The organism is Paenibacillus sp. XY044, assembly GCF_002257645.1.
Taxonomy (GTDB): Bacteria; Bacillota; Bacilli; order Paenibacillales; family Paenibacillaceae; genus Paenibacillus_AQ.
The window spans coordinates 98,427-122,707 of record NZ_NQMO01000013.1 but is presented as its reverse complement, the minus strand read 5'-3'; the positions used below and the strand labels follow the sequence as shown (position 1 = coordinate 122,707).

Genomic DNA, 24,281 nt, shown 5'->3' with positions numbered 1-24,281 from the left:
CCCTGGATATAGCAAGAAGGTTCTGATGTTTCCGTCATACTGCCGCCCGAACCGCCACCTTACATAGACGAACTCCGCCCGATCCCCGAGCCTCAGCTGATCTTCTTCCAATCGTCCGTTCCGCTCCGGACAAGCACCTTCAGCTTGCTGTGATGCCAACCGAGCTTGATAAACCGGTCCTGGTCGCAGTCCTTCGCTTCCCACTCGTTCAGTCGCACGATATATCCGATTTCCTGCACGTTCAGAGGAACATATATCGTCGCCACCGCGCGTCCATCCTCCATCCGGTCAAAATCAACCCGGCGTTCCCGCATGCCGCTGCCCCATACCCACAAGTTCCAGCCGTCGTATTTGCGGTCCTGGCGCTCATAATGCAGCTCCACCGTCTTGAGCGGGCGCGGACGTCCGCCTTCCTCCTCATACAGAACCATGACCGACAGGCCGGGGACATTCACCGTTTCGTCGACGATCAGCTCCAGCGCCCCGTTCCGCGCCTGAAGATTTTTGACGGCGACCTTCCAGCCCGTAATGGAAAATGGAATGTCGACCTTTGCCTCCCGCACGTTTGCGTTGTAGATGACGATGATATTTTTCCACGTATCGCCGTTGGCATGATCCTTCAGCCGGTAAGCGACGACGTTGCTGTCGCAGCGCATAACCTCCAGATGCCGCTTGATTTGCTCCTTGTCCGTCATACGGAACGCCCGGTGGGCGCGACGAAGTGCGATCAGCCCCCGGTAATATTCGAACACCGGCAGGAATCGTGACTTGTTGCTCCAGCGGATGGCATTGATCGCATCCCCGCTCCGGTAGCTGTTGTGGTCACCGAACTTGCTGCGGAGCAGCTCGTCGCCCGCAGCGATGAGCGGAATGCCCTGCGAAGTCAGCACGATGCCGTTGGCCAGCAGCGCTCTCCGCACCATTTCGTTCTCCAACAGCCGGTCCCGGTCGATGCACCGGTAAGGGTCGACAGCCGCGACCGCTTCCTCAAGGCTCCCCCCTCCGGGCAGTTTACCGTTAACGATGTCGCGGATCAGGTCGTTTCCCAGTCCCTGCGTAACCAGCACTTTATCCCACAGGTTAAGGTTGTCGTGGACCGTGACGTAGTTGATCGTCTCCGTGGGCGATCCGGCGAAATCGTCGATCGCCCCCTGAACGCCGACCCATACCTCCTTTTCCATACCGGGCTGCCCCGTGGCGAAGCCCCTTCCCGCACCGTCGCTGTCTCCCTTGACGGCTCCCCGGAAGTTGTCGTTGAAAACGGCAAATTCTTTGCCCCTCTGGGATCCTTTCAAGGTTTGCTGCTTCAGCGGCGTTTCACCGCCTGTCCAAGGCTCTCCATAGATCAGCAGTCTCGGGTTCTCCCGGCGGAGCTCCTCGGTAATTTGCGCGATCGTGTCCGTGTCGATCAAACCCATCAGGTCAAAACGGAACCCGTCGATATGGTATTCTTCCGCCCAATAGCGCAGGGAATCCTTGATGTACTTGCGGACCATCGGGCGCTCGGTTGCGAGCTCATTGCCGACGCCGGAGCCGTTGCTGAACCGCCCTGATGCATCGGTCCGGTAAAAATAACCCGGCACAGTCTTCTCAAACAGGCTGTCCCCCGAGGAGTAGGTATGATTGTATACCACGTCCATCACGATCCGGATTCCTTTGCGGTGCATGGACATGATCATCTCCTTGCACTCCCGGATCCGGATTTCGGGGCTACGCGGGTCGGTCGCGTAGGAGCCTTCCGGCACGTTGTAATGCTGGGGATCATAACCCCAGTTGAATTTGGGTTCTGCTGAATCCGGATCATCAACCTCCAGCTCGTTCACCGTCGAAAAATCAAAGATCGGCAGCAGATGGACATGCGTCACGCCGAGCTCAACCAAATGATCGATGCCAAGCCGATTACCGGATGCGTCTGTCACGCCTGTCTCCGTAAACGCCTTGAACTTGCCTTTATACTGGAGCCCTGAATCCGGGCTGATCGAAAAATCCCTGACATGCAGTTCATAGAGTACCGAGTCTTCCACCCCGAGAAGATCAGGGCTTTCATCCTCCTCCCAGCCCTCCGGGCTCGCAGCCTTCACATCGACGATGGCCGTCCGCTGTCCATTGACGCTGACCGCCCGGGCGTACGGATCGACCACATACGATTCCTGCCCGTCCGGGTGCTCCACTTTGTACATATAATATTTTCCGGCCAAATCGCCGCTGAAACGAAGAAACCAAACACCGCCTTCGCCGCGTCTCATGCCGATTTCGAACCCTCCGGCGTGATCAATAAGCGCTCCGCCGTTATGAGTCCCTGCATCTTCGTACAAGGCGAGGGAAACCTTCGCCGCCGTCGGCGCCCAAACTTTGAATATACTTTCAAGATGCGTATAATGACATCCCAGGTCGCCGCCTTCATATATTTCCACGTTATTCATCATGATTCATCTCACCACCATGGTTTACCTGAATAAATGCCAAAAAAAATCGCTTTCACTACATCCTATGTTACTTTCTTGCCATTTGTAAGGGGTTCTATAAGCTTTTCCCTGCCCAAATTTCCCGGGCAGGTGTAACTGCATCCTTAAATCATTATATGCTTGTACGCTACCAGTAGCCCCATAGTTGCACGGCACTTTAAAATCATAGGATAATAGAAACAGGGCACATTCCTTTTAGGTTGCGGATGCATCCCATCATACTCGTAACGACAAATCGAATTCCGATCATTATGAATTAGCAAGCTGGAGGGAATTGTTATGAAAATATCCCGCGCTGCAGGTGCCGTATGAAAGCGCCGGTGCAGTTCATCCGTTTCGGCATCGTCGGCATCCTGAATACCGCCGTTGATTTCGTCGTATTTCTGATCGTGCAGCCTTTCCTAGGCAGCGTTCTCGGCCAGGTCGTTTCCTATGCCGCCGGGATGCTGAACAGTTATGTATGGAACCGCCGCTGGACCTTTCAGCGGACAACCCGCAGGGACCCCGCCGAGATGATCCGTTTTGCCGCGGTAAATATAGCTATCGCCGGTTTAACCGCCCTCCTGCTGCATGTGCTGGACGGCCGGATTCCGCTCATTGCCGCCAAGCTGGCCGTCACCGTACTCGGCGTCTTCGTCAATTACTTTATGAGCCGGAAGTGGGTCTTCCGCGATCAAGGACAAAACAGGGCCAGCACGACGCCGGAGTAACAGGAGCAGCTACCGGGTCTGCGGATCCGATTCGCAAGAAAAACGTCTATCGGCATACCTTCATAGAGGACAGACCGCGTTTAGCGGTAGTTTTTCTTGCGATTATAGAATGGGTTCAGCTCCGCTGAACATTTATAAATTCTATAATCTTAAAAACAAAGGGGCCGCGGCACGAAGTGCCCCAGCCCCTTTTCTTGTATGGTTATTACTCGTTCAAAAATTGCTCGTACTGCTCTGCCGTCAGCAGCGATTGCAGCTGCTCGTCCAAGTCTCCTTCAACCTCTACCTCGATCATCCAGCCTCCGTCGTACGGCTCGCTGTTGACCAGCTCCGGTTCACTTTCCAACGCATCGTTGATTTTGGTCACCTTGCCGCTCACCGGACTAAACAGATCCGAAACGGTTTTGACCGACTCGATCGTTCCGATGCTCTCTTCGGCCGCCACGTCGGCGCCGGCTTCCGGCAGCTCCACAAACACGATGTCCCCCAGCTGGTGCTGGGCGAAGTCGCTGATCCCGATGCGGACCACAGATCCGCCTGCCTTTTCCACCCATTCATGATCCTTGCTGTACCAACGGTTCTCCTTCACATTGCTCATCGATTTCGCGTCTCCTTTGATTTCAATTTTGGGATGCGGTACATCTTCTAGTCTTCCTTGGCAGGCGCTTTGGCTTCTTTGGCCTTTCTACGACGTTGTTCCACCAGTTCCTTGGTCAGCTTGCGGCCCGTTGGCGTCTGTGCGAGTCCGCCCTTACCTGTCTCGCGGTGCTTGGCCGGCATGGCGCTTCCAACTTCCAGCATGACGCCGATCACTTCATCGGCCGGGATGACGCTGCCCACGCCGGCAAGAGCCATGTCCGATGCCGCCAACGCGGTGACGGCCCCCAGTCCGTTGCGGACGATGCAGGGGATCTCCACCAGCCCGGCCACCGGATCACAGATCAGTCCAAGGCAGTTCTTCAGCGCCAGGCCTACGGCATGTACAGCCTGCTGGGCCGTGCCGCCGCGCAGCTCGACCATGGCGCCCGCGGCCATGCCGATCGCCGAACCGACTTCCGCCTGGCAGCCGCCTTCCGCCCCCGAGATCGAGGCGTTATTGGCTATAACATAACCTATGGCACCGGCGCAGAACAAGCCCTTGACCAAATGTTCGTCTTCCCAGCCGAAGCGTTCCTGGGCGCTGACGAACACCCCGGGGATGATTCCGCATGAGCCGGCCGTCGGCGTCGCGATAATGCGTCCCATCGAGGCGTTCACCTCCGATACCGCCAGCGCGTAGGCCATCGCCTCGGCCGCAGGACCGCCAAGCGATGTCTCCCCCTGCTGCATGTAATCGGACACCTTTTTGGCATCGCCGCCGGTGAGTCCGCTCCGCGACTTGGTGTTGCCGGTAAGCCCCTGGCGCACCGCTTCCTTCATCACGCCGTAGTATTCAGCCATTTGCCGGAACACTTCCTCGGGGGAAACGCCCGTTTCCCGAGCCTGATCCTCAAGCATAACCTCGGCAATCGTCTTGTTCTCCTGGCGGCAAATGTCCGCCAGCTGTTCGAGGGTCTCGAATCTCATATGACGTTTTATCTCCTTTTGGTCAAATCGATCATCGTTACTTCTTTGATGTGGGGCAGCTTGCAGATGTCCTGAATGGTGCTCTCCCCCGGAGCGGAGTCCAGCTCGAACACGGTCATCGCATCCCCGCTGCGTCCCTTGCGGTCCACATCCATATATCCGATATTATATCCGTCCCGGCTGAGCAGCGCGGTCATGTTGGCCAGAACTCCCTGACTGTCGGAATGCTTCACCGCCAGGGTCGGGTATTCCCCCGTAATCTGCACGTCAAATCCGTTCAGCGAGTATACCGCGATCGTCCCGCCGCCAATCGAGGCGGCTACGATTTCAGCTGTCCGACCGCCCCCGGTAAGCTGGATTTTGACCGAGTTCGGATGCGGTCCGTTGCCCCGGCCCTGCACCCATTCCAGAGTCATGCCAGCCTCTTCGGCCAGAACGTCCGCCTGCGGAATCCGCTGATCATCCGTTTCATAATCCATCAGCCCGGCGGTCAGTGCCAAATCGGTTCCATGCCCCCAATATGTCTCCGCAAAGGAACCGAACAGCGTCATCTTGGCTGTCTCCGGCTGGCAGCCCAGCAGCTGCCGCGCCACTCTGCCGATGCGTACCGCACCCGCGGTGTGCGAGCTGGAAGGTCCCACCATAGAGGGACCGATGATGGAAAATACATTTTTAAATCTCACTTGGTTCTACGCTCCCCGTTAGCTATTTTCGACGCGCTTGGCGATGGGTTTGAATCGTCCTTTTTGAAGTATTGCTGTAATGGTCCTTGCCCCTGACAATAGAAAAAAGGACAGCAAAAAAGGCATTAGCACCTTTTCTCTGTCCCTTGTACCTGAGAGTTTGTGCGGCAGTGTATGCCGCGTTCCCCTTGGGTGGCCGTATAGCTCTCTCCAGAGCCGCGTCCCGCGGCGGTTCCTTGTACCTGAGAGATTAGCTGCCTGCATGTGCCTACCTGCAGCTTGCTCCTTCGGTGCCGCCCTTATACGATGGGCGGTCTCTCCCGCGCGCGTTCATCCGCTGGATATTCATTTCGTTTCCAAGCGATCCGTCTTCTTTTCTAAACTCTGAACTAAGAATAAAGCAGAGCGAATACGGGTGTCAATACAACATATGCCGCCCCGCCTAAAACTCCATTCCCGTGCGCAAATATTCCATCGCTCCGAGCGCCACGATCCGCTTGCCGTCTTTCGGGAATGTGAAGGAGCAAGCTTTGAACATGTCCGGCAGCGTATGCTTCTCGGCCGTCCGCAAAGCGCTGTCCATATACCCCGGGTAAGTGGATGTGCTGCCGCCTATCACGAGAACGTCCGGGTTAAACAGATGCAGCACGTTGGTGATCGCCAGCCCGCAGTAAAAGCCGGCGCGTTCCAGCAATGCCAACGAATCGCCGTCTCCATCCCGGACCTTGGAGAGGAAGGCATCGATATCACAGCCGGCCGCAGCGAGAATTCCAATACCGCCCGCCAATTCGTCCACCTTGCGCGGTCCGGCTTCGGTTGCAATGACGGTGTATCCCAGCTCCCCGGCAAAACCGCCTGCGCCGGTATACATTCGCTGTTTGGAATAGACTCCGAGCGCCAGCCCCGAACCGGCCATGATGACCGCGACCGTATCCTTCTCCGGATAGTTCACCGACTCGGCAACCGTCGCCGCTTTCACGTCATTGATAAGCCGGCAGGTAAAGCGTCCCTTGGCAAAATCGTCTGCCGTCACCCCGCACAGCGCGCGGATATCGGAAAACTGCAGACGGCGATCTCCTTCAACGAGCCCCGGAAGCGCGATGCCCAATCCTTCCGGCTCGTACGGAAGTTTTGAAATAAAACGGTCAATCTCACCCGCCAGGTACTCCAGCGAACATTCCAGCCCGGTAGGGACCTTATGCTCGACAAGCTGTCCATCCACCTCGGCAACCATCAGCATTTTAGTGCATCCCATATCAACGCCTACAACGTTCTTCATAACAACGACTCCTCCCCAATAAATCCTGATTTGCGGCTTCCGGTGGGGGGCGGCTCGGGGACGATTAAATATCCCCGGATGCTCCCCACAGACCAAAACACTCAAAATCGAACATTATCAGTATATATTCATTGTAATATTCGTGAATAGGCGTTATGATAATGTTGTTGACACGGGTTTGTACTTTGAGTATTAATAATATATAGAACGAACTCGAACATTTGATTCGAGCTTTATGATGTCGTGAACAAACAATCGTATAGCGGATGATGGTAATGGGAGAGATTACTGCCGAGCAGTAACGCCGAAGGAGTAAGCCCGGACCCGGGTGAATCTCTCAGGCAAAAGGACGATTACCGGACGCATCTCTGGAGAGAATTCTGAACGTAAGAATCACCCAAGGGGAAACTTGCTGGTTGCCCGGGGTTGATGTGGAGCGCGAATTTCGCCTGTGAAGTCCCGGGCAGCTTCATTCACCGGAATCAGTAAGGTAACTCTCAGGTACCAAGGACAGAGCTTGAAAGAAAGTGTGCGCAGCGCATGCTTCTTCTTTCGCCCTGTCCTTTTTTGTGCTGCATGAATGAAATTGTCGTGATGAAAAGCCTGACTAATTCGTGGAAACACGTGAAAACCGAGGTGACTCATGTCCGAATTGAAAAGAACACCGCTTTTTCCCCTCTATGCGCAGATTCCCGGCGTCCGCTGCATCGATTTTGGCGGATGGGAGCTTCCCGTCCAGTTCAGCGGCATCCACAAAGAGCATGAGGCGGTCCGCGAGGCTGCCGGGCTCTTCGACGTTTCCCACATGGGCGAATTCAAGGTTGACGGACCGGGATCGGAGGACTTCCTCCAGCTCGTGACCGTCAATGACGTATCGGTTCTCGAGCCAGGTCAGGCGCAGTACAGCGCCATGTGCTATCCGGACGGAGGCGTGGTCGACGACCTGCTCGTCTATAAGCTCGGCGAGGAGTCCTACATGCTGGTCGTAAACGCATCCAACATCGACAAGGATTGGGCCTGGCTTCAGGAACACCGGCCGGCCGGCGTGAACATGGTGAACGAGTCCGACGGAACCGCGCTGCTGGCTCTTCAGGGGCCGAACGCCGAAGCGGTGCTGCAGCCGCTGGTCGATACCGATCTCCAGCAGCTTGCTCCATTTCATTTTATCCGGAATGTGAATCTGTTCGGTGCAAGCACCTTGATTTCCCGCACCGGTTATACCGGGGAAGACGGCTATGAGATCTATCTGGCCGCGCAGGATGCACCTGCGGTCTGGAGCGGATTGCTTCAGCAGGGCGAGAGTTCGGGTCTGATCCCGGCAGGGCTTGGCGCCCGCGACACGCTCCGCTTCGAAGCGAAGCTGCCGCTGTACGGACAAGAGCTGTCCAAGGACATCTCTCCGCTCGAAGGCGGCATCGGCTTCTTTGTCAAGCTGGGCAAAGCGGCCGATTTTATCGGTAAGGCGGCCCTGCAGCAGCAAAAAGAATCGGGTGTTCCGCGCAAGCTGGTCGGCATCGAAATGATCGACCGGGGTATCCCCCGCTCCCATTATCCCGTGTATGCGGGGGACGAGCAAATCGGCGAAGTGACTACGGGAACCCAGTCCCCGACACTGAAGCGCAATCTCGGTCTCGCGCTCGTGCAAAGCGGCTATTCCGCCCTCGGAACCGAAGTGGAAGTCGACGTCCGGGGCAAGCGGCTCAAAGCCAAGGTCGTAAGCGCCCCGTTTTACAAACGTCAACGCAAATAAAATAGCAGGCAACCGCAGCACGGTACGTTTTTCAACCTAACCTAAAGGAGCTGACTCCACTTGAAACACCGTTATCTGCCCATGACCGAACAGGACCAGCAGGAAATGCTGGCGACGATCGGGGTCTCTACCCTGGAGGACCTGTTCAAGGACATTCCTGAGGAAATCCGATTCAAAGGGGAGCTGCCGGTTTCCCCGGGACTGAATGAATATGCGCTGACGACGCACCTGTCGGAGCTTGCCGCAAAAAATGCCAATACCGACCAATATGCCAGCTTTCTAGGCGCGGGCATTTACGACCACCACATTCCTTCGGTCATCAACCATGTCGTGTCCCGTTCCGAATTTTACACGGCCTACACGCCGTATCAGCCCGAAATCAGCCAGGGCGAGCTGCAGGCGATCTTTGAGTTCCAGTCCTACATTTGCGAACTGACCGGCATGGCCGTCGCCAATGCCAGTATGTACGACGGGGCCACCGCCCTCGCCGAAGCCGGCTCTCTGTCCAGTGCCGCCACAAAGCGCAAGCAGCTGCTCGTGTCCAGAACGGTGCATCCGGAAGCCCGTGAGGTCGTCCGCACGTATGCCAAAGGGCTCGGTCTTGACGTCGTGGAGGTCTCTTCCGATAACGGCGTTACCAATCTGGTCGAGCTGGCTGAAGCCGTATCCGACCAAACGGCAGCCGTGCTCGTGCAGAGCCCGAACTTCTTCGGGGCGATCGAGGATTTGGCCGCTATCGGCGACCTCATCCATGCCAGCAAAGGGCTGATGGTCGTCAGCACCAACCCGATTTCCCTCGGCATTCTCGAAGCGCCGGGCAAGCTCGGGGCTGACATCGTTGTAGGGGACGCGCAGCCGCTCGGCATCCCTTCTTCCTTGGGCGGGCCAACCTGCGGATTCTTTGCCGTGTCGCAGGACCATATGCGCCGCATGCCCGGACGGATCGTGGGCCAGACGGTCGACCGTAACGGAAAGCGCGGCTTCGTCCTGACGCTTCAGGCCCGCGAGCAGCATATCCGCCGCGAGAAAGCGACGTCCAACATCTGCTCCAACCAGGCGCTGCTCGCCCTTTGCGCATCCGTGTACCTGTCGGTCATGGGCAAGCAGGGCATGATCGAGGTCAGTGAGCTGAATCTGCAGAAGAGTCATTACGCCGCGCGCCGGCTCGGAAGCGTTCCCGGGGTAAGCTTACCGTTCACATCCCCGTATTTTAACGAGTTTGTCATGAAGCTGCCGGAGGGAACCAGCGTGGCCGAGGTCAATTCGAAGCTGCTGCAGAAAGGCATCCTCGGCGGCTACGATCTCGGCAGAGCCTATACCGAGCTGGAAGGACATATGCTGATTGCCGTCACGGAACGACGCACCAAAGAACAGATCGACCAATTCGCTCTAGCGCTGGAGGGCTGCATATGATTCAGGAAAAAGCGTTGATTTTCGAGTTGAGCCATCCCGGACGGATCGCTTACTCTTTGCCGGAGTTTGATGTCCCTGTAGAGGAAACCGAAGAGCTGATTCCGAGCTCGATGCTGCGGTCGGAGCCGGCTGCATTGCCGGAAGTGTACGAAGTGGACGTCATCCGTCACTACACCGAGCTGTCCCGCCGCAATTTCGGGGTGGACAACGGATTCTATCCGCTCGGTTCCTGCACGATGAAATATAATCCGAAAGTGAATGAAGATGTCGCCCGTTATCCGGGCTTCGCCAAAATCCATCCGTACCAGCCGGAAGACAGCATCCAGGGCGCGCTTGAGCTGCTCTACCGCCTGCAGGAAGATTTGGCCGGTCTGACCGGCATGGACGCCGTGACCCTGCAGCCCGCCGCCGGCGCGCACGGCGAATGGACCGGTCTCATGATGATCCGCGCCTACCATGAAAGCCGCGGTGAGCAGCGCGACAAGGTGATCGTGCCGGATTCCTCGCATGGCACCAACCCAGCCAGCGCCACCGTCGCAGGGCTGAAGACGATCACGATCCCGTCGACGGACAAAGGCCTCGTCGACCTTGACGCCCTGCGTACCGCCGTCGGCAGCGACACTGCGGCGCTGATGCTCACCAACCCGAACACGCTCGGCCTGTTCGAGGAGCAAATCCAGGAAATTGCCGCCATCGTCCATGAGGCCGGAGGCCTGCTGTACTACGACGGAGCCAACTCCAACGCGATCATGGGCATCACCCGCCCGGGAGACATGGGCTTCGACGTCGTGCACCTGAATTTGCACAAAACGATGAGCACGCCGCACGGCGGCGGCGGTCCGGGTGCTGGTCCGGTCGGCGTGAAGAGCCGCCTGATTCCGTTCCTGCCCCGCCCGCTCGTATCGAAGACGGCAGAGGGCAAGTTCACGCTCGAAGGCGCCAGCGATCAGTCCATCGGGCGGGTCAAAGCGTACTACGGCAACTTCGGCATTCTCGTCCGTGCCTACACCTATATCCGCAGCTACGGCCCGGAAGGGCTTCGCCGCGTATCGGAGTGCGCCGTGCTGAACGCCAACTATATGATGAGCCGTCTCGCCCCTTATTTCGACATTCCGTATCCGGGCGTATGCAAGCATGAATTCGTCATGTCGGGCTCCCCTCTGAAGCAATACGGCATCCGTACGTTGGACGTGGCGAAACGCCTGCTCGATTTCGGCTATCACCCGCCGACCATTTACTTCCCGCTTAACGTGGAGGAGTGCATCATGATCGAGCCGACCGAAACGGAGAGCAAGGACACGCTCGACGCCTTTATCGACACGATGATCCGCATCGCGAAGGAAGCGGAAGAGCAGCCGGAGCTGCTGCTGAACGCACCGTACGACACGCCGGTAACCCGGCTGGACGAAACGACCGCGGCGCGCAAGCCGGTGCTGAACTGCGCTTGCAGCTAATCTTTGAATTGGAGAGCACCCTTTCAGGGTGTTCTTTTTTTGTATTCTCCTGCAAGTCGGGATATACATAAATGAAAAAGGCCGGCATTCCGAAGAATACAAGCCGAGCTAGGATAAAGATATGCGCGTTATGCTTGTAAAAACCGTGCGTTACCGGATGCTCTCCACCAGCTGCGTCACTTCCTCCGCCGTGCCCAGCTGCAGCGCCTGTTCGGCGAGCCGCTCCATGTCCGCCCGGGACAGCTTGGCGATCTGGCTGCGCGCCGGAAGAATGGACGAGGCACTCATGCTGAACTCGTCGAGCCCGAGGCCGAGCAGAACCGGGATCGCCACGGCGTCCCCGGCCATTTCGCCGCACATGCCGACCCATTTGTCCTCGCGGTGCGCGGCGTCAATGACCATTTTGATCAGACGAAGAATCGCCGGATTATATGGCTGATACAGGTAAGATACCTGTTCGTTCATCCGGTCGGCCGCCATCGTGTACTGGATCAGGTCATTGGTCCCAATGCTGAAGAAATCCACTTCCTTGGCGAATACGTCCGCCAGAACGGCCGTTGACGGAATTTCGACCATGATCCCGATCTGGATGTCTTCTGCGACGGTGATGCCCTCCGCCGCCAGCTTTTCCTTCTCTTCCAGAAGAACGGCCTTGGCTGCCCGGAACTCGGTTAGCGTGGCGATCATTGGGAACATGATGCGGAGGTTGCCGTGCACGCTGGCCCGAAGCAGAGCTCTCAGCTGGATCCGGAAGATGTCCTGGCGGTCCAGGCAGAGGCGAATCGCACGGAATCCGAGAAACGGATTCATTTCCTTCGGCAGATCCATATAAGGCAGCTCCTTATCGCCGCCGATGTCCAGCGTGCGCACAACCACCGGCTTGCCGTTCATCTGCTCCAGCACGTTTTTGTAGGCGTTGTACTGCACGTTTTCCGAAGGCAGCTTGTCGCGGCCCATGTAGAGAAACTCGGTCCGGTACAGCCCCACCGCTTCGCCGCCATTGTCAAGGACGCCCGCCACGTCGTTCGGCGTACCGATGTTGGCCGCCAGCTCCACGTTAACCCCGTCCTTCGAGACCGTCGGTTCCGTACGGAGCTTCTTCCACTCCTCCATCTGCTTGGCATATGCCTGCTGCTTCGCCGTATATTCGGCGATGACCTCATCCGCCGGACTGATGATGACGTTTCCTTCAATCCCGTCCACGATCACCAGCTCGCCGCTGTGCACCGATCCCAGCACGTTTTTCGTGCCGACCACCGCCGGAATTTCGAGCGAACGGGCCATGATGGCCGAGTGCGACGTCCTTCCGCCGATATTCGTCGTAAAGCCTTTCACGAACTTTCGGTTTAACCCGGCCGTGTCCGATGGAGTCAAATCCTCGGCGATCACAATAACTTCCTCGTCGATCTCCGATGGGCTCACGTATTGAAGGCCGAGCAGATGCTTCAGGATGCGCTTGGTCACGTCCCGCATATCCGCGGCGCGTTCCTGAAGATAAGCGCTTTTCATATTTTCGAACATCTGAATGAACTGCCCCGCCGTCTCATTCAGGGCATATTCCGCATTGACCGCTTCGCTCCGGATTTTGTCCTTCACGGGATCAATAAGTTCCGGGTCGCTTAAAATGAGCAAGTGCGACTCGAAAATTTCTGCTTTTTTCTCGCCCAATTCCGCCAGCGTCCGCGCTTTGATGGCTTCAAGCTCCACCCGCGACTTGGCCAGCGCATCATCCAGCTTGGCAAGCTCGGTCTGGACGTCATCCGCCTGCTTGCGGGTTACCGCGTAATCCGGGTGCTCCAAGATGAATGCGCGGGCGATCGCGATTCCCGCCGATGCCGCGATTCCCTTGATATTATTCATGAATCTCGCCCAGCCCTTCGCCGACCATGACCTTTTCAAGCGCTTCCAGCGCTGCGCGCTCATCGCCGCCTTCCGCGATCAGCGAAATGATATCGCCCTGTTCCAGGTCCAGGGACAGAACGCCCAAAATCGACTTAAGAGTGACCTTTTTACCGCCGGATTCGGCAAAGCATTCCGTCTCCTGGAATTTGGTTGCTGTATTGACAAGCGCTGTCGCCGGACGCGCATGAATTCCGTCTTCATCGATAATTTTAAACGTTTGCTGCATGATGATCATCCTGCTTTCTACTAATATTTTGTGGAATGCCAAAAAGGCATGAGTATCCGCTCGGGATCCTGGCTGTTTCTATCGCTAAGCGTTAGATTGCCCGAGTAATGGGCAAAACAACCAAGATCTACAGGTTTACTCATGCCTGATCGTATCAGTAACACGTATGCTTGTTCAATTGGGTTGATTACAGACAGTATTGTAGCACCCCTCCCACCAAGTTGCAAGCGCTTGATATCCGTTAGCGGGGTTAAGTTCTGCTCCGCCTTCGATCAGTCCACGCGTCCCTGCTTTTTGTGAACCAGACGCTGGAGATGGATGGTCAAATATCCGGCTTCCGCCGGATATACGGGCCGGCCGAGACGTTCCTCCATCACTTCGGTCAGCTTTTGGGCGAGACGGTACGTGTCCGGATATTCCCGCTTCATTAAGGCGTCCAGCGTGTCCGTTTCTTCCACGGCCTCGCCTCTGCGGATCCGCTCCAAGGCAAATCTGAGGTGCGTAATCAGGCGGGAATAGTCCAGCGAATCCCGGGGGGCCCGGAAGTCCATCTCCGTTTCCACGATGTGGACAAGATCACTGATCAGTTCGGAGTGCTTGCGCACTTCGGATATATGCTGGTTGGTCAGCGCGCCGTGGATATGCAGGGCGATGAATCCGGCTTCCTCTTCACCCAGATCCACGCCGAGTTTTTGATGAATCAGCCGGACGGCGAATTCCGCCATTCGAAACTCCTCGGGATACATTTCTTTCGTCTCGTACAAAAAGGGATTATGGATATGAATGCCCTGCTGCATGCGCTTGATCGCAAATGCGATGTGATCCGTCAGTGCGATATGGACATGCTCGTTCAAAGCCCCGGAACTGGTCTGGTCGGCATGCAGCAAAATTTCGTTGACGGCTTCAATCAGTTTCTCGTCTACCTGCGGCAGCAGCTGCTTGTACTGCTCCTGCTCCTCCGGTTTGGTCAAAATAAACATCTTTTCTACTTCCGCCAGCGGAATGGCCTGCCCCGTCTTCCGGTTAAATCCGATCCCCTTGCCGATGACCACTACCTCGCCGTGCTGGGGATGCTCGGCAATGATGACATTGTTATTTAACACCTTGCTCACTTGCAGACTGCTCACACTATGCACCTCATTTGCTGACGCCTGATAAGTTTATCATCTCTGACAGACAGCAAAAATATCAGAAATCGGCCGATTCGTCAAACGAATACTTGTCAAAATCATGCATTTCCTGGTCCCCCGCTTTGTTCCCCTCGACCAAAATTCTGATGATGCGATTCAGCCAATCTGGCAAAATAGGCAACGGCAAAATCGCGAAACGCCACAGCGGTATGCGTCAAATACCGTTCCAGTGGCCAAGACAAGGCAATCGAGCGTCTGCACCAGCTTTCTTTGAGCCGCAGCTGCACGACATCCGGCCCGGTCGAGCCGCCCCAAGTGATGGCCGGCAGAAAAGCAACACCCTGCCCGGCCCGGATCAGACCGCGAACCATGGCAGGATCGTCGCTTTCAAACCGGATGCGCGGGGTAAATCCGGCAAGGCGGCAAAACGCATCCGTCGTTTCGCGCAGCGATTTGCCCGGGGGCAGCGTGATGAAGCTTTCTCCCCTTAGCTCTTTCAAGCCGACATGCTTACGGTCAGCGAGCGGATGGTCTGCGGGAACCGCAACGAAAATTTCCTCCTCAAGCAAGGAAACCGACGTTGTTCCCGGCGGCAGTTCGGCCCCGTCGGAAAGGCAAAGGTCGAAGCTCGCCGCCCCTTCAAAAGTTGCGGAATGCTGCAGCAAATGGAAATCGGCGATCGGACAATCTTTGCGGAAATCGGCTAATAGGTCCGGCAGCAAATGCGAGGAGGCGCGAACGTCGAGCGTAACGGCGGGAAAAGCGGAGCCGCCGAGGTCCTGCAGCTGAAGTCTGCCGTCCTCAAGGGCTTGTAGGGCGATATCCACCTGATGCAAAAATAACTTGCCGTGCTCGTTCAACCGTATGCTTTTTCGCTCCCGTTCAAACAGCTTCAGGCCCAGCTCGGCTTCCAGCGAGGCGATCATTTTGCTGAGTGCCGGCTGCGAAATATGCAGGCTGCGGGCCGCCTGGGTCATATGCTGCATTCGGGCAGCAACCTGAAAATATTTTAACTGCAGCAGCTCCATTTCGGTTCCCTCTTTCTGTTTCAAACATAACCCATAAGTTATGATAAATATAATTCAATATATATTATAGTTCATGGAATAAACAAGATATAATAGTCACAAACCGATAGGGATAGGAGACGAACACCTTGATCGTACAAACAGCATCAGGCAAAGTTTCAGGAGTATCCTTAAGCGGGATTTATGTATTCCGGGGTATTCCCTATGCAGCCCCACCGACGGGCAAACGGAGATTCATGCCCCCGGCGCCTCCGCATTCATGGTCGGACGTGAAGAAATGCGATCGCTTCGGCCCTCACGCCCCCCAAAAAACCGATCCACTAGGCGGTGGCGAACGTATACAATCCGAGGATTGTTTGTATTTGAATGTGTGGACTTCGGGATCCGGTAATGAACCAAAGCCCGTATTGGTGTATATCCACGGCGGCGGATTCGTATCAGGCAGCGGTGCCGACTGCGATGGTTTGCGGCATGCGGCCGAGGATGGAATCGTCTATGTATCGATCAATTACCGCCTTGGAGCGTTAGGCTTCCTCTACCTGGGTGAGGTGCTCGGCGAGGAGTATGCGGCCTCGGGGAACAACGGCCTGCTCGATATTGCGGCTGCGCTGCAGTGGGTCCAGCATAACATTTCCGCATTTGGCGGCGATCCGGCCCGCGTGACCGTCATCGGAAATTCAGCCGGTGCCAAATGCACCGCTTCGCTCTATGCCATGGAAGCGGCACGCGGATTATTCCATCGCGCTACCCTTCAGAGCGGCGCCACCCAAGCGATTCGGGATCGGCGCACCGCAAACGTCACCACTATCCGGCTCCTCGAAGAGCTGGGGCTGTCCGGTGCAGATCCAAAACAGCTGCTGGAGATTCCGTTTGCGCGAATCATCGAAGCGCAGTCCGCTGTCGGACCGGATACGCCGCGCAGCCTGCACATGTTCGGTCCGGTGGCGGACGGACAGGTCATTCCCTTGGATCCTTTGGCGAACATTGCCGCCAGCGCCGGTCTGCCGCCGCTGCTGATCGGGACGAACGAAGACGAAGCGTCGATTTTCATCCGTGATGATTCCTCGCTTCAATCCCCCGGCATGGAACCGCTCGACAGACTTTTTGGACGGAATGCTCCCGCCGTATGGGATGCTTATCAGCTTTATGCCGGGACGATGTCCCCAGCCGATGCATGGCGCACCGCATTAACCGAGCATTTGTACACGATTGGAGCTTTGCAGTTTGCTGGGGCTTTGGCTTCCTCGGGAACCCCGGTATGGATGTACCGGCTTCGCGCAGGCGGCTCTCTCGGAGCGACGCACGGCTATGAGGGCAGCCTTGTTCATTGGGCGCCGGATTCGCAGCCTCCAGCTGCTCCTCCAGCCGATGATCCGTACGCGGTACCAGCCGAGCAATACCCGCTCGCAAGGAATATGCGGGAGGCCTGGATCGCGTTCATAAGAAACGGAGATCCCAATATCGAAGCGCTGCATGCATGGCCTGTCACTGGAACGAAACCGGCCATCATGGTTCTGGACACCGTCAGCCGCGTTTGCGAAGACCTGCCGAACCCGGCTGGAATCGGCGTTCCCCACCAGGTGTGGAGGATGGACCGATGAAGCTGATCGATATTTCTGTCGTTATGATTCTGCTAGGCCTGCTCCTGGGCTTCGTAGGTGCGGGCGGCTCCGGTTTTATCATCTCGATTTTGACCGTCGTGTTCGGTTATCCGATTCATATCGCGCTCGGAACCGCGCTGGCGGCAATGTTCTTCTCGTCCCTTTCCGGTTCGGTCAGCCATTACCGCGAAAGAAATATGCTGCTGAAATCGGGAGCCGTCGTCGGTTTGGCCGGTGCGGCGGGAGCGTGGATCAGCTCCGGCTGGTCATCGCTCATTCCGGAGGCTAATTTGGGCTTGATGACTTCCGGCATGCTGTTCGCCTCGGGGCTCGCCCTGTGGCTGCGGATGGCGGTCGTTTCGCGTCGGCCGATTGCGTCCGTGGAACAGGCTCCGCCCGCCGCCAAAGGACTGCGGTATTGGTCGTGCGCTCTGCTGATCGGCCTTGTTACCGGCATGCTGTCGGGTCTGTTCGGCATCGGCTCCACACCGTTCATCCAGTTGGGGCTCATGCTGCTGCTTGGCATGCCGATGCGCTATGCGGCGGGAACAACCATGATGGTCATCATTCCGATTGCGCTGGCGGGCGGAGCAGGCTACTTCACGATCGGGTACCTGGATTTCCGGCTGCTCATTGCGGTAGTGAGCGGAACGATGATCGGGTCTTACGTCGGAGCGAAGTTTACAAAACGCGTTCCTGCCGGTTGGCTGAAAACATGCATGGTCATCACACCGATGATGGGTGCGGCGATATTGCTGCTGTAGTGTGAATCGATGAACATGTCATCTTATAACCCTCGAAGCCGGTCCGCTGCTGCGGACCGGCTTCTTTTCTAAGTGTGTATGAAAATGATCGTCGGCAGCCCGGTTGACCGGTACCTGAAAGCCCCCAACAAAGTCAATCCAAACAAAAACGGCGGCTTCTCTCTGGTAAAGTACCCAAAAGCAAGCCGCCGTTTTTTTCATTGTCTGATCTATGGGGATACTCGGCTCTCTCTTCACATACCGACGAATCGGCATGCTGATCGCCGGTTATCCCGCATAAAGTTCCTTTATTCCTTCGTTGCCCCCGCTTCCAGGGTAACCAAATCCTGCTGAGCCGCCGCAGGCGCAGCAGCTGCGGCAGCCGGGGACGTTTTCGGTCCGGTCAAGCCTTTAATGAGGCTTTCCACGTCGATGCCGGACACGTTCTTGAGCATTTCCGGGGCTGTCGACATCAGCTCCGTGACGTAATTGCTCACGCGTGCCGCGCCCTCTCCCTTGCCGGTGTCCACCACCGTCAACTTGTCGATGGAAGCGATCGGCTCGGCAATTTTGCCCGCCAGATCAGGCAGCATTTTCACGATAATATCGAGGATGGCCGCTTCGCCGAACTTTTGGAAGGCTTCAGCCAGCTTCTCTTTCGCATCGGCCTCCGCGAGACCCCGCAGGCGGATGACTTCTGCCTCGGCGGTACCTTTGGCCCGTTCCGCGTCGGCAATGGCCTGGCCGTCCAGCCGCTTCTGCTCGGCCGATGCCTTGGCCTGGGTTTCGATGGAGTACTGCAGCGCTTCGGCCTCCAGCATTTTTCTCGCCTTGTCGGCTTCGGCCGCGACTTCGACCGCATACCGGTCGGCGTCCGCCTTCTTCTTCACTTCCGCATCGTACTGCTTCTGCCGCACCTGGATTTCCTTCTCCTGCAGGTCGATCTCTCGCTCCTTGCGGACCAGCTCGACCTTCATCTGCTCTTCCACCATCGTCTGCTTGGCACGCGCCTCCTGAATATGGTACGCCTGATCCGCTTCTGCCTTGGCAGTATCCTGATCCTTCTTGAAGGAAGCCACCTTCAGTTCCTTTTCCTTCGTCGCTTCGGCGATGTTCGTATCGCGCAGCAGCTCGGCCTTCTGCCCCTGTTCCTCGGCGTTCGCCTTCTGGATGCGGGCGTCACGCATCGCTTCCGCTTCGGCGATTTCCGCGTCCCGCTTCACCGCCGCTATCCGCGGTTTGCCGAGCGCATCGAGATAACCCTGCTTGTCGCGTACGTCCTTAATCGTAAAGGAGACGATCTGCAGGCCCATTTTCTTCAAATCCCTGGCCGCCACGCCCTGAACCTCCTGGGCAAACTTGTCGCGGTTCCGGTACACCTCTTCCACGGTCATCGAACCGAGAATGGCCCGCAAATGGCCTTCCAGCACTTCCTGCGCCTCGCCCTTCAGAGCCTCGATCGGCTTGCCGATGAACTGCTCCGCGGCGGTCGCGACATCTTCAATCGTACCGCCGACCTTGATAATCGCTACGCCGTCGGCAATGACGGGCACGCCCTGCTCCGTATACACTTCCGGCGTTGACACATCCAGCTTGTGGGAGAGCAGCGATATGAATTCCGACTGCTGGAAGACAGGCAGGATAAAAGCCCCTCCGCCCCGCACGATTTTGATTTTTCGTCCGGATTCGTCCTCCGATATGTTCTTGTTCCCCAGAAAAGATCCCGTCACGATCATGGCTTCATCCGGTCCCACCGTTTTGTAACGGGCCCAAAAAGCCAAGCCAAGCACAACGATTACCCCTATGACGATCAGCGGTATTACTAAGTATTCAGGCACTGACATCAAACCACATCTCCTTTTCTCTCTTCAAGTCCGGTCACGCGCAGGACGCCGTCCAGCACATCCACAACGACGACGCGGGTTCCGGCGGGCAGAGGAAGGTGCTCCAAACTGGAGGCGATGTGCAGGGTATTACCCGCTCCCAGCCTCACCATCACCTCGCCGTAGCCTTCCGGCGGAATCGGAATCGTAACTTCGCCGATGCGTCCTTCGAGCTCGCGGATGGAATATCCCGTGGAATTCTCGCTGTTCTCCATCGGCCTGACATACGCCACATAGACGACACCCGCCATAGCAATGGCACCGATCCCGGCGATGAGCGCGGTCAATCCCTGATGCAAACCGGTGTAACGCAGCAGCAAAATGCCTGCGCCTCCGAATACGGTCACCGCCGTCGCAATCACCATCGGCTTCAGCACGTCAACGGACAGAAAATCGAGAAATCCATCCAGCGCATTGCTCAAAATATCGCCGAGCACCACGCTGACCACCGCAAAAATAACTCCGCCTGCCAGGCAGCTCCAATAGAGCGTTTCCATCCACCGTTCCCCCCTGCATGTGTTCCAGACTGTCTATATAAGGGTATACGCTTGAAGTGCCTAAATTGTTTCAAAATTTCCCTTTTTCGTTAAGATCCCGGGAATTTTCCGTCAAAATCCTCCTTTTATCCCTTCTGGCTCACGGCCTCATCTCCTCCGGCGCCATTCCCGTCTTCTTCAGCCAGGTGACCAGCCCAAATCTTTGGATATGTTTGACAGTCCGGTCATCTGTATGATTTAATGTGAATGAATTTAAAAATATTCATTCTAAAGGTTGAGGGCTAATCCAATGGATATCAAATCAGACATATTTAAACACGGAAAGAATCTGTTCAGTACAAAGGGATTCAAAAAAACGAATATTAAAGAAATAGCCCAATCCGCCGGTATCGGCGTTGGAACTTTCTATAACTACTATTCATCCAAAGAGCGGCTGTTTTTGGAAATCTATATCGAGGAGAATGAGAACCTCAAGAAGCAGCTGATCGAATCGGTTGATTTGGATCAGGAGCCTGTGAAAGTCATTAATCAACTGATCATGAGAAATATCGAGGCTGTTCACACCAACCCGATTTTGAAAGAATGGTATAGCCGGGATTTCTATAAGGAGCTTGAACAATACTATAGAAATGAAGGCAGCAAAAATATCGATTCTTTTCGTGCTTTTTACATGGAATTATTTAAAAGCTGGAAGGCACAGGGAAAGATCAGAGAAGACATCGACGATGAGCTGCTGCCCGTTTTCCTTGATTCGCTGGTCTACATCGATACTCATAAGGAAGAAATCGGAATTCAATATTTCCCAAAAGTCACCCAATATTTAGCGGAATTTATTATGCAAGGACTAACAAATCATCATAAATGATTCAAGTTGGTCTTTTTTTTAGCTTGATGTGAATGAATTTAAAATTATTCATTTATGAAAACATGATCAAGAGAGGATGGGATATCATGAACATGAGAATGAGGATCATGGCCATCATCTTGTGCGGTTTGTCCATCTTCCCCCTATTCGTTTCAGCGCGAGGTGGGGAAAGCACAAAAGCAGAGCAATCCGGCAACTCAATCTTTTCCGAAGTAGATGCGTATATTGCTCGTGAAATGAAGCGGCAGCATCTTCCGGGGCTGGCTCTCGGGATTGTACAAGGCGATCGGATCCTTTTCCTTAAAGGGTATGGTCAAGCCGATTCTTCAGGTCGTCCTGTAACCCCTGAAACACCTTTCGGATTAGGCTCGATCGGCAAATCGATTACCGCTATGGCTGTTCTGCAGCTTGCCGAATCCGGAAAAATCGACCTGGACGCACCTATACAGCGCTATATCCCCACCAAGTATAGCGGTGCAAAGTCCATTACTGTACGTCAGTTACTCAATCAAACGAGCGGGTTCTCCCAAATCTCAACGTTTAGCAACACGCTGTCAAGTATCAGCGACCTCAATCAAGACGCCCTCGAGAAAAACGCCATGTCCTATGCGGAAAAGTTTTTGAAGCAATCCAACCAAACCGAACACCCTTACAGGTATTCGAACGCAAACTATGTACTGCTCGGCTATATTGTGCAGCAAGTATCCGGCCAGTCCTATGGCGACTATGTAAAGGAGCATATTTTCAGCCCACTGTCGATGCATAACAGCTTCGTTACTCTCGATGAAGCAGCTGAACACGGACTGGCTGCGCCCTACCGCCGGATATTCGGATACAACGTTGCCTACGACGGTCCCTATATTTTTATTCCAGGGGATGCGCCGGCAGGCTATCTCTATACGAGCGCGGAGGACATGAGCCATTACTTGATTGCCCAAATCAACGGCGGCCGATTTGAAAAGGATTCCGTCCTCTCTCCGGAAGGAATTCGGCTTATGCAGACCGAACCTGTTCCGGGAACGTACGCCATGGGTTGGATGACGGGCCGTATTAACGATATGCCGGTGATCGGTCAGCCGGGCGGCTCGATCGGCTTCCAAGCCCAAGCTTATATCGTTCCGGAACAACAACTGGGAGTTATCGTGTTCTCTAACGTACTTGACGCGATCGATTCCACGTTATTCAAATCACACATCATCACGACGACCCATATCGCTTCCGGGGTCATCAATATCATGAATGAACAACCAGCAGGTGGATCTTTTCTAAGCATGACGCAAAAATACTTGCTAGTTGATGGGATCATATTCATACTCAGCGTATGGTTGTTATACACTCTCGTTCGGTCTGCCAAGCGCTGCATTGGGCCGTTGAACGCTGACCAATCCCGTCATCATGGAATTTCAATCAAAGTGATATCAGGCATCGTTCTGAATTTTGCAGGTTTGTTTATCATCCTGATCTTGAGCATGACCCAGGTCGTGCCGGTTTGGCATATTGCCACCATTTATCAGCCGGACGTCATCTTTTGGGTGAAGACGATGACCGTGCTTATGGCACTGAAAGGAATCTTGGAAACGATTCGGTTGGTTCGGCTGAGCATTTTGGTACGGCGGAGCCGCCCGGTTAATCATTAAGGACTCGGTTCATCCCAACCGTCAATGAGGGATAAAAGGACAGGCTCCGGGGTGCAGCACCATCATTACCGTCAATGCCGGATACATGATGCCGCAACGGCAAAAGGGGCTTACCCGGGTCATATCGACCTTGGGAAAGCCCCTTAGCTATTTTTTCGCAGGTAGGAAAGTTCCTGCCTCACTCTCGCTGACGGTCCGCGCGCGGTTTACAGCGACATTTTGTAAATTTCGATGACGTCTTCCTTGTTCAACTTGCGGAAGTTGCCGAACGGACCGAAGCGGACCGATTTCTCGGCCATCACTTCAATTTGGCTGTCGTCGATGTCGTAATCGGCCAGACGAGCTGGCGCACCGATGGAGCTCCAGAATTCGCGAAGCGCCTGGATGCCCTCTTCCCCAACCTGCTCGTCGCTCTTGCCGGCCGGATCTACATTAAATACGTTGACGGCAAGGCGCTTGAAGCGGCCCGGATCCACGTTCAGGTTGTATTTCATCCAGTTCGGGAACAGAATAGCCAAACCGCCACCGTGCGGAATGTCATACACGGCCGACACGGCATGTTCAATATTGTGGGTCGCCCAGTCGCCGGACATACCCATGTTGAGCACCCCGTTCAGTGCCATCGTGCCGCAGTACATGATCGTGGAGCGATACTCGTAGTTCTCCAAATCGTTAATCAGCTTCGGCGCCGTTTCGATGACGGTACGAAGCACCGTTTCGCAGAAGCCGTCCTGAACCGGCGTATTGGTCTCCTGGTGGAAGTAATGCTCCAGCACGTGGGACATCATATCCACCATGCCGTAGACGGTTTGGTCCTTCGGCAGCGAGTACGTGTTCACCGGATCCAGAATGGAAAATGCCGGGAAAGCATGCGGGCTGCCCCAGCCCATCTTCTCTTTCGTTTCCTCGTTCGTAATGACCGAGCCACCGTTCATTTCCGAGCCCGTCGCAGCCATCGTCAGTACCGTGCCGAGCGGAAGGGCCGCCTGTGCTGCGGCTTTGCGTTCCACGAAGTCCCACATATCGCCGTCATATTTGGCGCCGACCGCAATCGCCTTGGAGCAGTCGAGCACGCTGCCGCCGCCAACCGCAAGAATCAGCTCGATGCCGTTCGCCCGGCACAGGTCTACCCCTTTATGTACAGTCGATAAACGCGGATTCGGCTCTACGCCGGCCAGTTCGGTCACCTCGGCGTCGATTTCCTTAAGCAGCGCAAGCACGTTGTCGTACAAGCCGGAGCGCTTGATGCTTCCGCCGCCGTAGACTAGCAGCACCTTTTTCCCGTATTTCGGAACTTCGGTCTTTAATTTATCCAGCTGACCCTGGCCGAAAATCAGCTTGGTCGGGTTATGAAATTCAAATGCTTTCATTGTCGGATTCGCCTCCATGATGTAATGAGTTGCCCTAAATATTATAACCCTCCGGCCGCAGAAGAAACAAACCGCCCTT

Annotated in this window: 20 protein-coding genes and 2 riboswitches; of the genes, 8 read left to right on the top strand and 12 right to left on the bottom strand. The window is 55.6% G+C overall.

Annotation, left to right across the window (positions count from 1 at the left end; genetic code table 11):
* Positions 1 to 92 precede the first annotated feature (92 nt).
* Complete coding sequence (gene pulA / locus CJP46_RS32815) at positions 93 to 2,426, bottom strand: type I pullulanase (RefSeq protein ID WP_094599826.1); 2,334 nt, start codon at positions 2,424 to 2,426, stop codon at positions 93 to 95.
* Between the two features lie 347 nt (positions 2,427 to 2,773).
* Between pulA and CJP46_RS32810 the strand changes: the two genes are divergently transcribed.
* Positions 2,774 to 3,175, top strand: a complete 402-nt coding sequence (locus CJP46_RS32810; RefSeq protein WP_094599825.1) for a GtrA family protein — start codon at positions 2,774 to 2,776, stop codon at positions 3,173 to 3,175.
* A gap of 205 nt (positions 3,176 to 3,380) precedes the next feature.
* Here the strand turns inward: CJP46_RS32810 and gcvH are convergent, their stop codons facing one another.
* The 4 genes from gcvH to CJP46_RS32790 all read right to left on the bottom strand — a co-directional run bounded on the left by gcvH (position 3,381) and on the right by CJP46_RS32790 (position 6,703).
* A complete protein-coding gene (gene gcvH / locus CJP46_RS32805) occupies positions 3,381 to 3,773 on the bottom strand; it encodes a glycine cleavage system protein GcvH (protein ID WP_076169681.1) in 393 nt (130 codons plus the stop codon).
* A 47-nt stretch (positions 3,774 to 3,820) separates the two neighbouring features.
* Positions 3,821 to 4,741, bottom strand: a complete 921-nt coding sequence (sdaAA, locus tag CJP46_RS32800; protein WP_094599824.1) for an L-serine ammonia-lyase, iron-sulfur-dependent, subunit alpha — start codon at positions 4,739 to 4,741, stop codon at positions 3,821 to 3,823.
* 8 nt (positions 4,742 to 4,749) lie between these two features.
* Positions 4,750 to 5,424 carry an L-serine ammonia-lyase, iron-sulfur-dependent subunit beta gene (gene sdaAB, locus CJP46_RS32795; protein ID WP_094599823.1) on the bottom strand — a complete coding sequence of 225 codons (675 nt, stop codon included), beginning with the start codon at positions 5,422 to 5,424 and terminating at the stop codon, positions 4,750 to 4,752.
* A gap of 219 nt (positions 5,425 to 5,643) precedes the next feature.
* Positions 5,644 to 5,756, bottom strand: a riboswitch (glycine riboswitch).
* Positions 5,757 to 5,866: 110 nt separating this feature from the next.
* Entirely contained in the window at positions 5,867 to 6,703 is an 837-nt protein-coding gene (locus tag CJP46_RS32790; RefSeq protein ID WP_094599822.1) for an ROK family protein, read from the bottom strand.
* A 266-nt stretch (positions 6,704 to 6,969) separates the two neighbouring features.
* Positions 6,970 to 7,066: riboswitch (glycine riboswitch) on the top strand.
* Between the two features lie 280 nt (positions 7,067 to 7,346).
* Between CJP46_RS32790 and gcvT the strand changes: the two genes are divergently transcribed.
* The 3 genes from gcvT to gcvPB all read left to right on the top strand — a co-directional run bounded on the left by gcvT (position 7,347) and on the right by gcvPB (position 11,320).
* Positions 7,347 to 8,453, top strand: coding sequence for a glycine cleavage system aminomethyltransferase GcvT (gene gcvT, locus CJP46_RS32785; RefSeq protein WP_094599821.1), 1,107 nt, complete (start codon positions 7,347 to 7,349; stop codon positions 8,451 to 8,453).
* Positions 8,454 to 8,534: 81 nt separating this feature from the next.
* On the top strand, positions 8,535 to 9,866 hold the full coding sequence (gene gcvPA / locus CJP46_RS32780) for an aminomethyl-transferring glycine dehydrogenase subunit GcvPA (RefSeq protein ID WP_094599872.1): 1,332 nt from the start codon (positions 8,535 to 8,537) through the stop codon (positions 9,864 to 9,866).
* Positions 9,863 to 11,320, top strand: a complete 1,458-nt coding sequence (gcvPB, locus tag CJP46_RS32775) for an aminomethyl-transferring glycine dehydrogenase subunit GcvPB (protein ID WP_094599820.1) — start codon at positions 9,863 to 9,865, stop codon at positions 11,318 to 11,320. The genes gcvPA and gcvPB overlap by 4 nt, the downstream gene beginning before the upstream one ends.
* A gap of 150 nt (positions 11,321 to 11,470) precedes the next feature.
* Here gcvPB and ptsP read toward each other — a convergent pair whose 3' ends face one another.
* The 4 genes from ptsP to CJP46_RS32755 form a co-directional block, all read right to left on the bottom strand.
* Entirely contained in the window at positions 11,471 to 13,180 is a 1,710-nt protein-coding gene (ptsP, locus tag CJP46_RS32770; protein WP_094599819.1) for a phosphoenolpyruvate--protein phosphotransferase, read from the bottom strand.
* Entirely contained in the window at positions 13,173 to 13,448 is a 276-nt protein-coding gene (locus CJP46_RS32765) for an HPr family phosphocarrier protein (RefSeq protein WP_094599818.1), read from the bottom strand. The genes ptsP and CJP46_RS32765 overlap by 8 nt, the downstream gene beginning before the upstream one ends.
* A 272-nt stretch (positions 13,449 to 13,720) precedes the next feature.
* Positions 13,721 to 14,575, bottom strand: coding sequence for a glucose PTS transporter transcription antiterminator GlcT (gene glcT / locus CJP46_RS32760; RefSeq protein ID WP_094599817.1), 855 nt, complete (start codon positions 14,573 to 14,575; stop codon positions 13,721 to 13,723).
* 101 nt (positions 14,576 to 14,676) lie between these two features.
* A complete protein-coding gene (locus CJP46_RS32755) occupies positions 14,677 to 15,606 on the bottom strand; it encodes a LysR family transcriptional regulator (protein WP_094599816.1) in 930 nt (309 codons plus the stop codon).
* 128 nt (positions 15,607 to 15,734) lie between these two features.
* On the opposite strand from CJP46_RS32755, the gene CJP46_RS32750 reads away from it, so the two are divergent.
* Positions 15,735 to 17,207, top strand: a complete 1,473-nt coding sequence (locus CJP46_RS32750; protein WP_094599815.1) for a carboxylesterase/lipase family protein — start codon at positions 15,735 to 15,737, stop codon at positions 17,205 to 17,207.
* Complete coding sequence (locus CJP46_RS32745) at positions 17,204 to 17,971, top strand: sulfite exporter TauE/SafE family protein (RefSeq protein ID WP_094599814.1); 768 nt, start codon at positions 17,204 to 17,206, stop codon at positions 17,969 to 17,971. Before CJP46_RS32750 ends, CJP46_RS32745 begins: the two co-directional genes overlap by 4 nt.
* 287 nt (positions 17,972 to 18,258) lie before the next feature.
* Here the strand turns inward: CJP46_RS32745 and CJP46_RS32740 are convergent, their stop codons facing one another.
* Positions 18,259 to 19,794: a flotillin lipid rafts scaffold protein FloT gene (locus CJP46_RS32740; RefSeq protein WP_256992642.1), complete on the bottom strand. Its 1,536-nt coding sequence runs from the start codon at positions 19,792 to 19,794 to the stop codon at positions 18,259 to 18,261.
* Positions 19,794 to 20,330, bottom strand: coding sequence for an NfeD family membrane protein (locus tag CJP46_RS32735; protein WP_094599813.1), 537 nt, complete (start codon positions 20,328 to 20,330; stop codon positions 19,794 to 19,796). The genes CJP46_RS32740 and CJP46_RS32735 overlap by 1 nt, the downstream gene beginning before the upstream one ends.
* Positions 20,331 to 20,619: 289 nt before the next feature.
* Here CJP46_RS32735 and CJP46_RS32730 point away from each other — a divergent pair, with 289 nt between their 5' ends.
* On the top strand, positions 20,620 to 21,195 hold the full coding sequence (locus CJP46_RS32730) for a TetR/AcrR family transcriptional regulator (RefSeq protein ID WP_094599812.1): 576 nt from the start codon (positions 20,620 to 20,622) through the stop codon (positions 21,193 to 21,195).
* A gap of 86 nt (positions 21,196 to 21,281) precedes the next feature.
* On the top strand, positions 21,282 to 22,832 hold the full coding sequence (locus tag CJP46_RS32725) for a serine hydrolase domain-containing protein (protein WP_179281427.1): 1,551 nt from the start codon (positions 21,282 to 21,284) through the stop codon (positions 22,830 to 22,832).
* Between the two features lie 206 nt (positions 22,833 to 23,038).
* Here CJP46_RS32725 and CJP46_RS32720 read toward each other — a convergent pair whose 3' ends face one another.
* The gene (locus tag CJP46_RS32720) at positions 23,039 to 24,202 is read right to left on the bottom strand and encodes an iron-containing alcohol dehydrogenase (RefSeq protein ID WP_094599810.1); all 1,164 of its coding nucleotides are present in this window, start codon (positions 24,200 to 24,202) and stop codon (positions 23,039 to 23,041) included.
* Between the last annotated feature and the right edge of the window lie 79 nt (positions 24,203 to 24,281).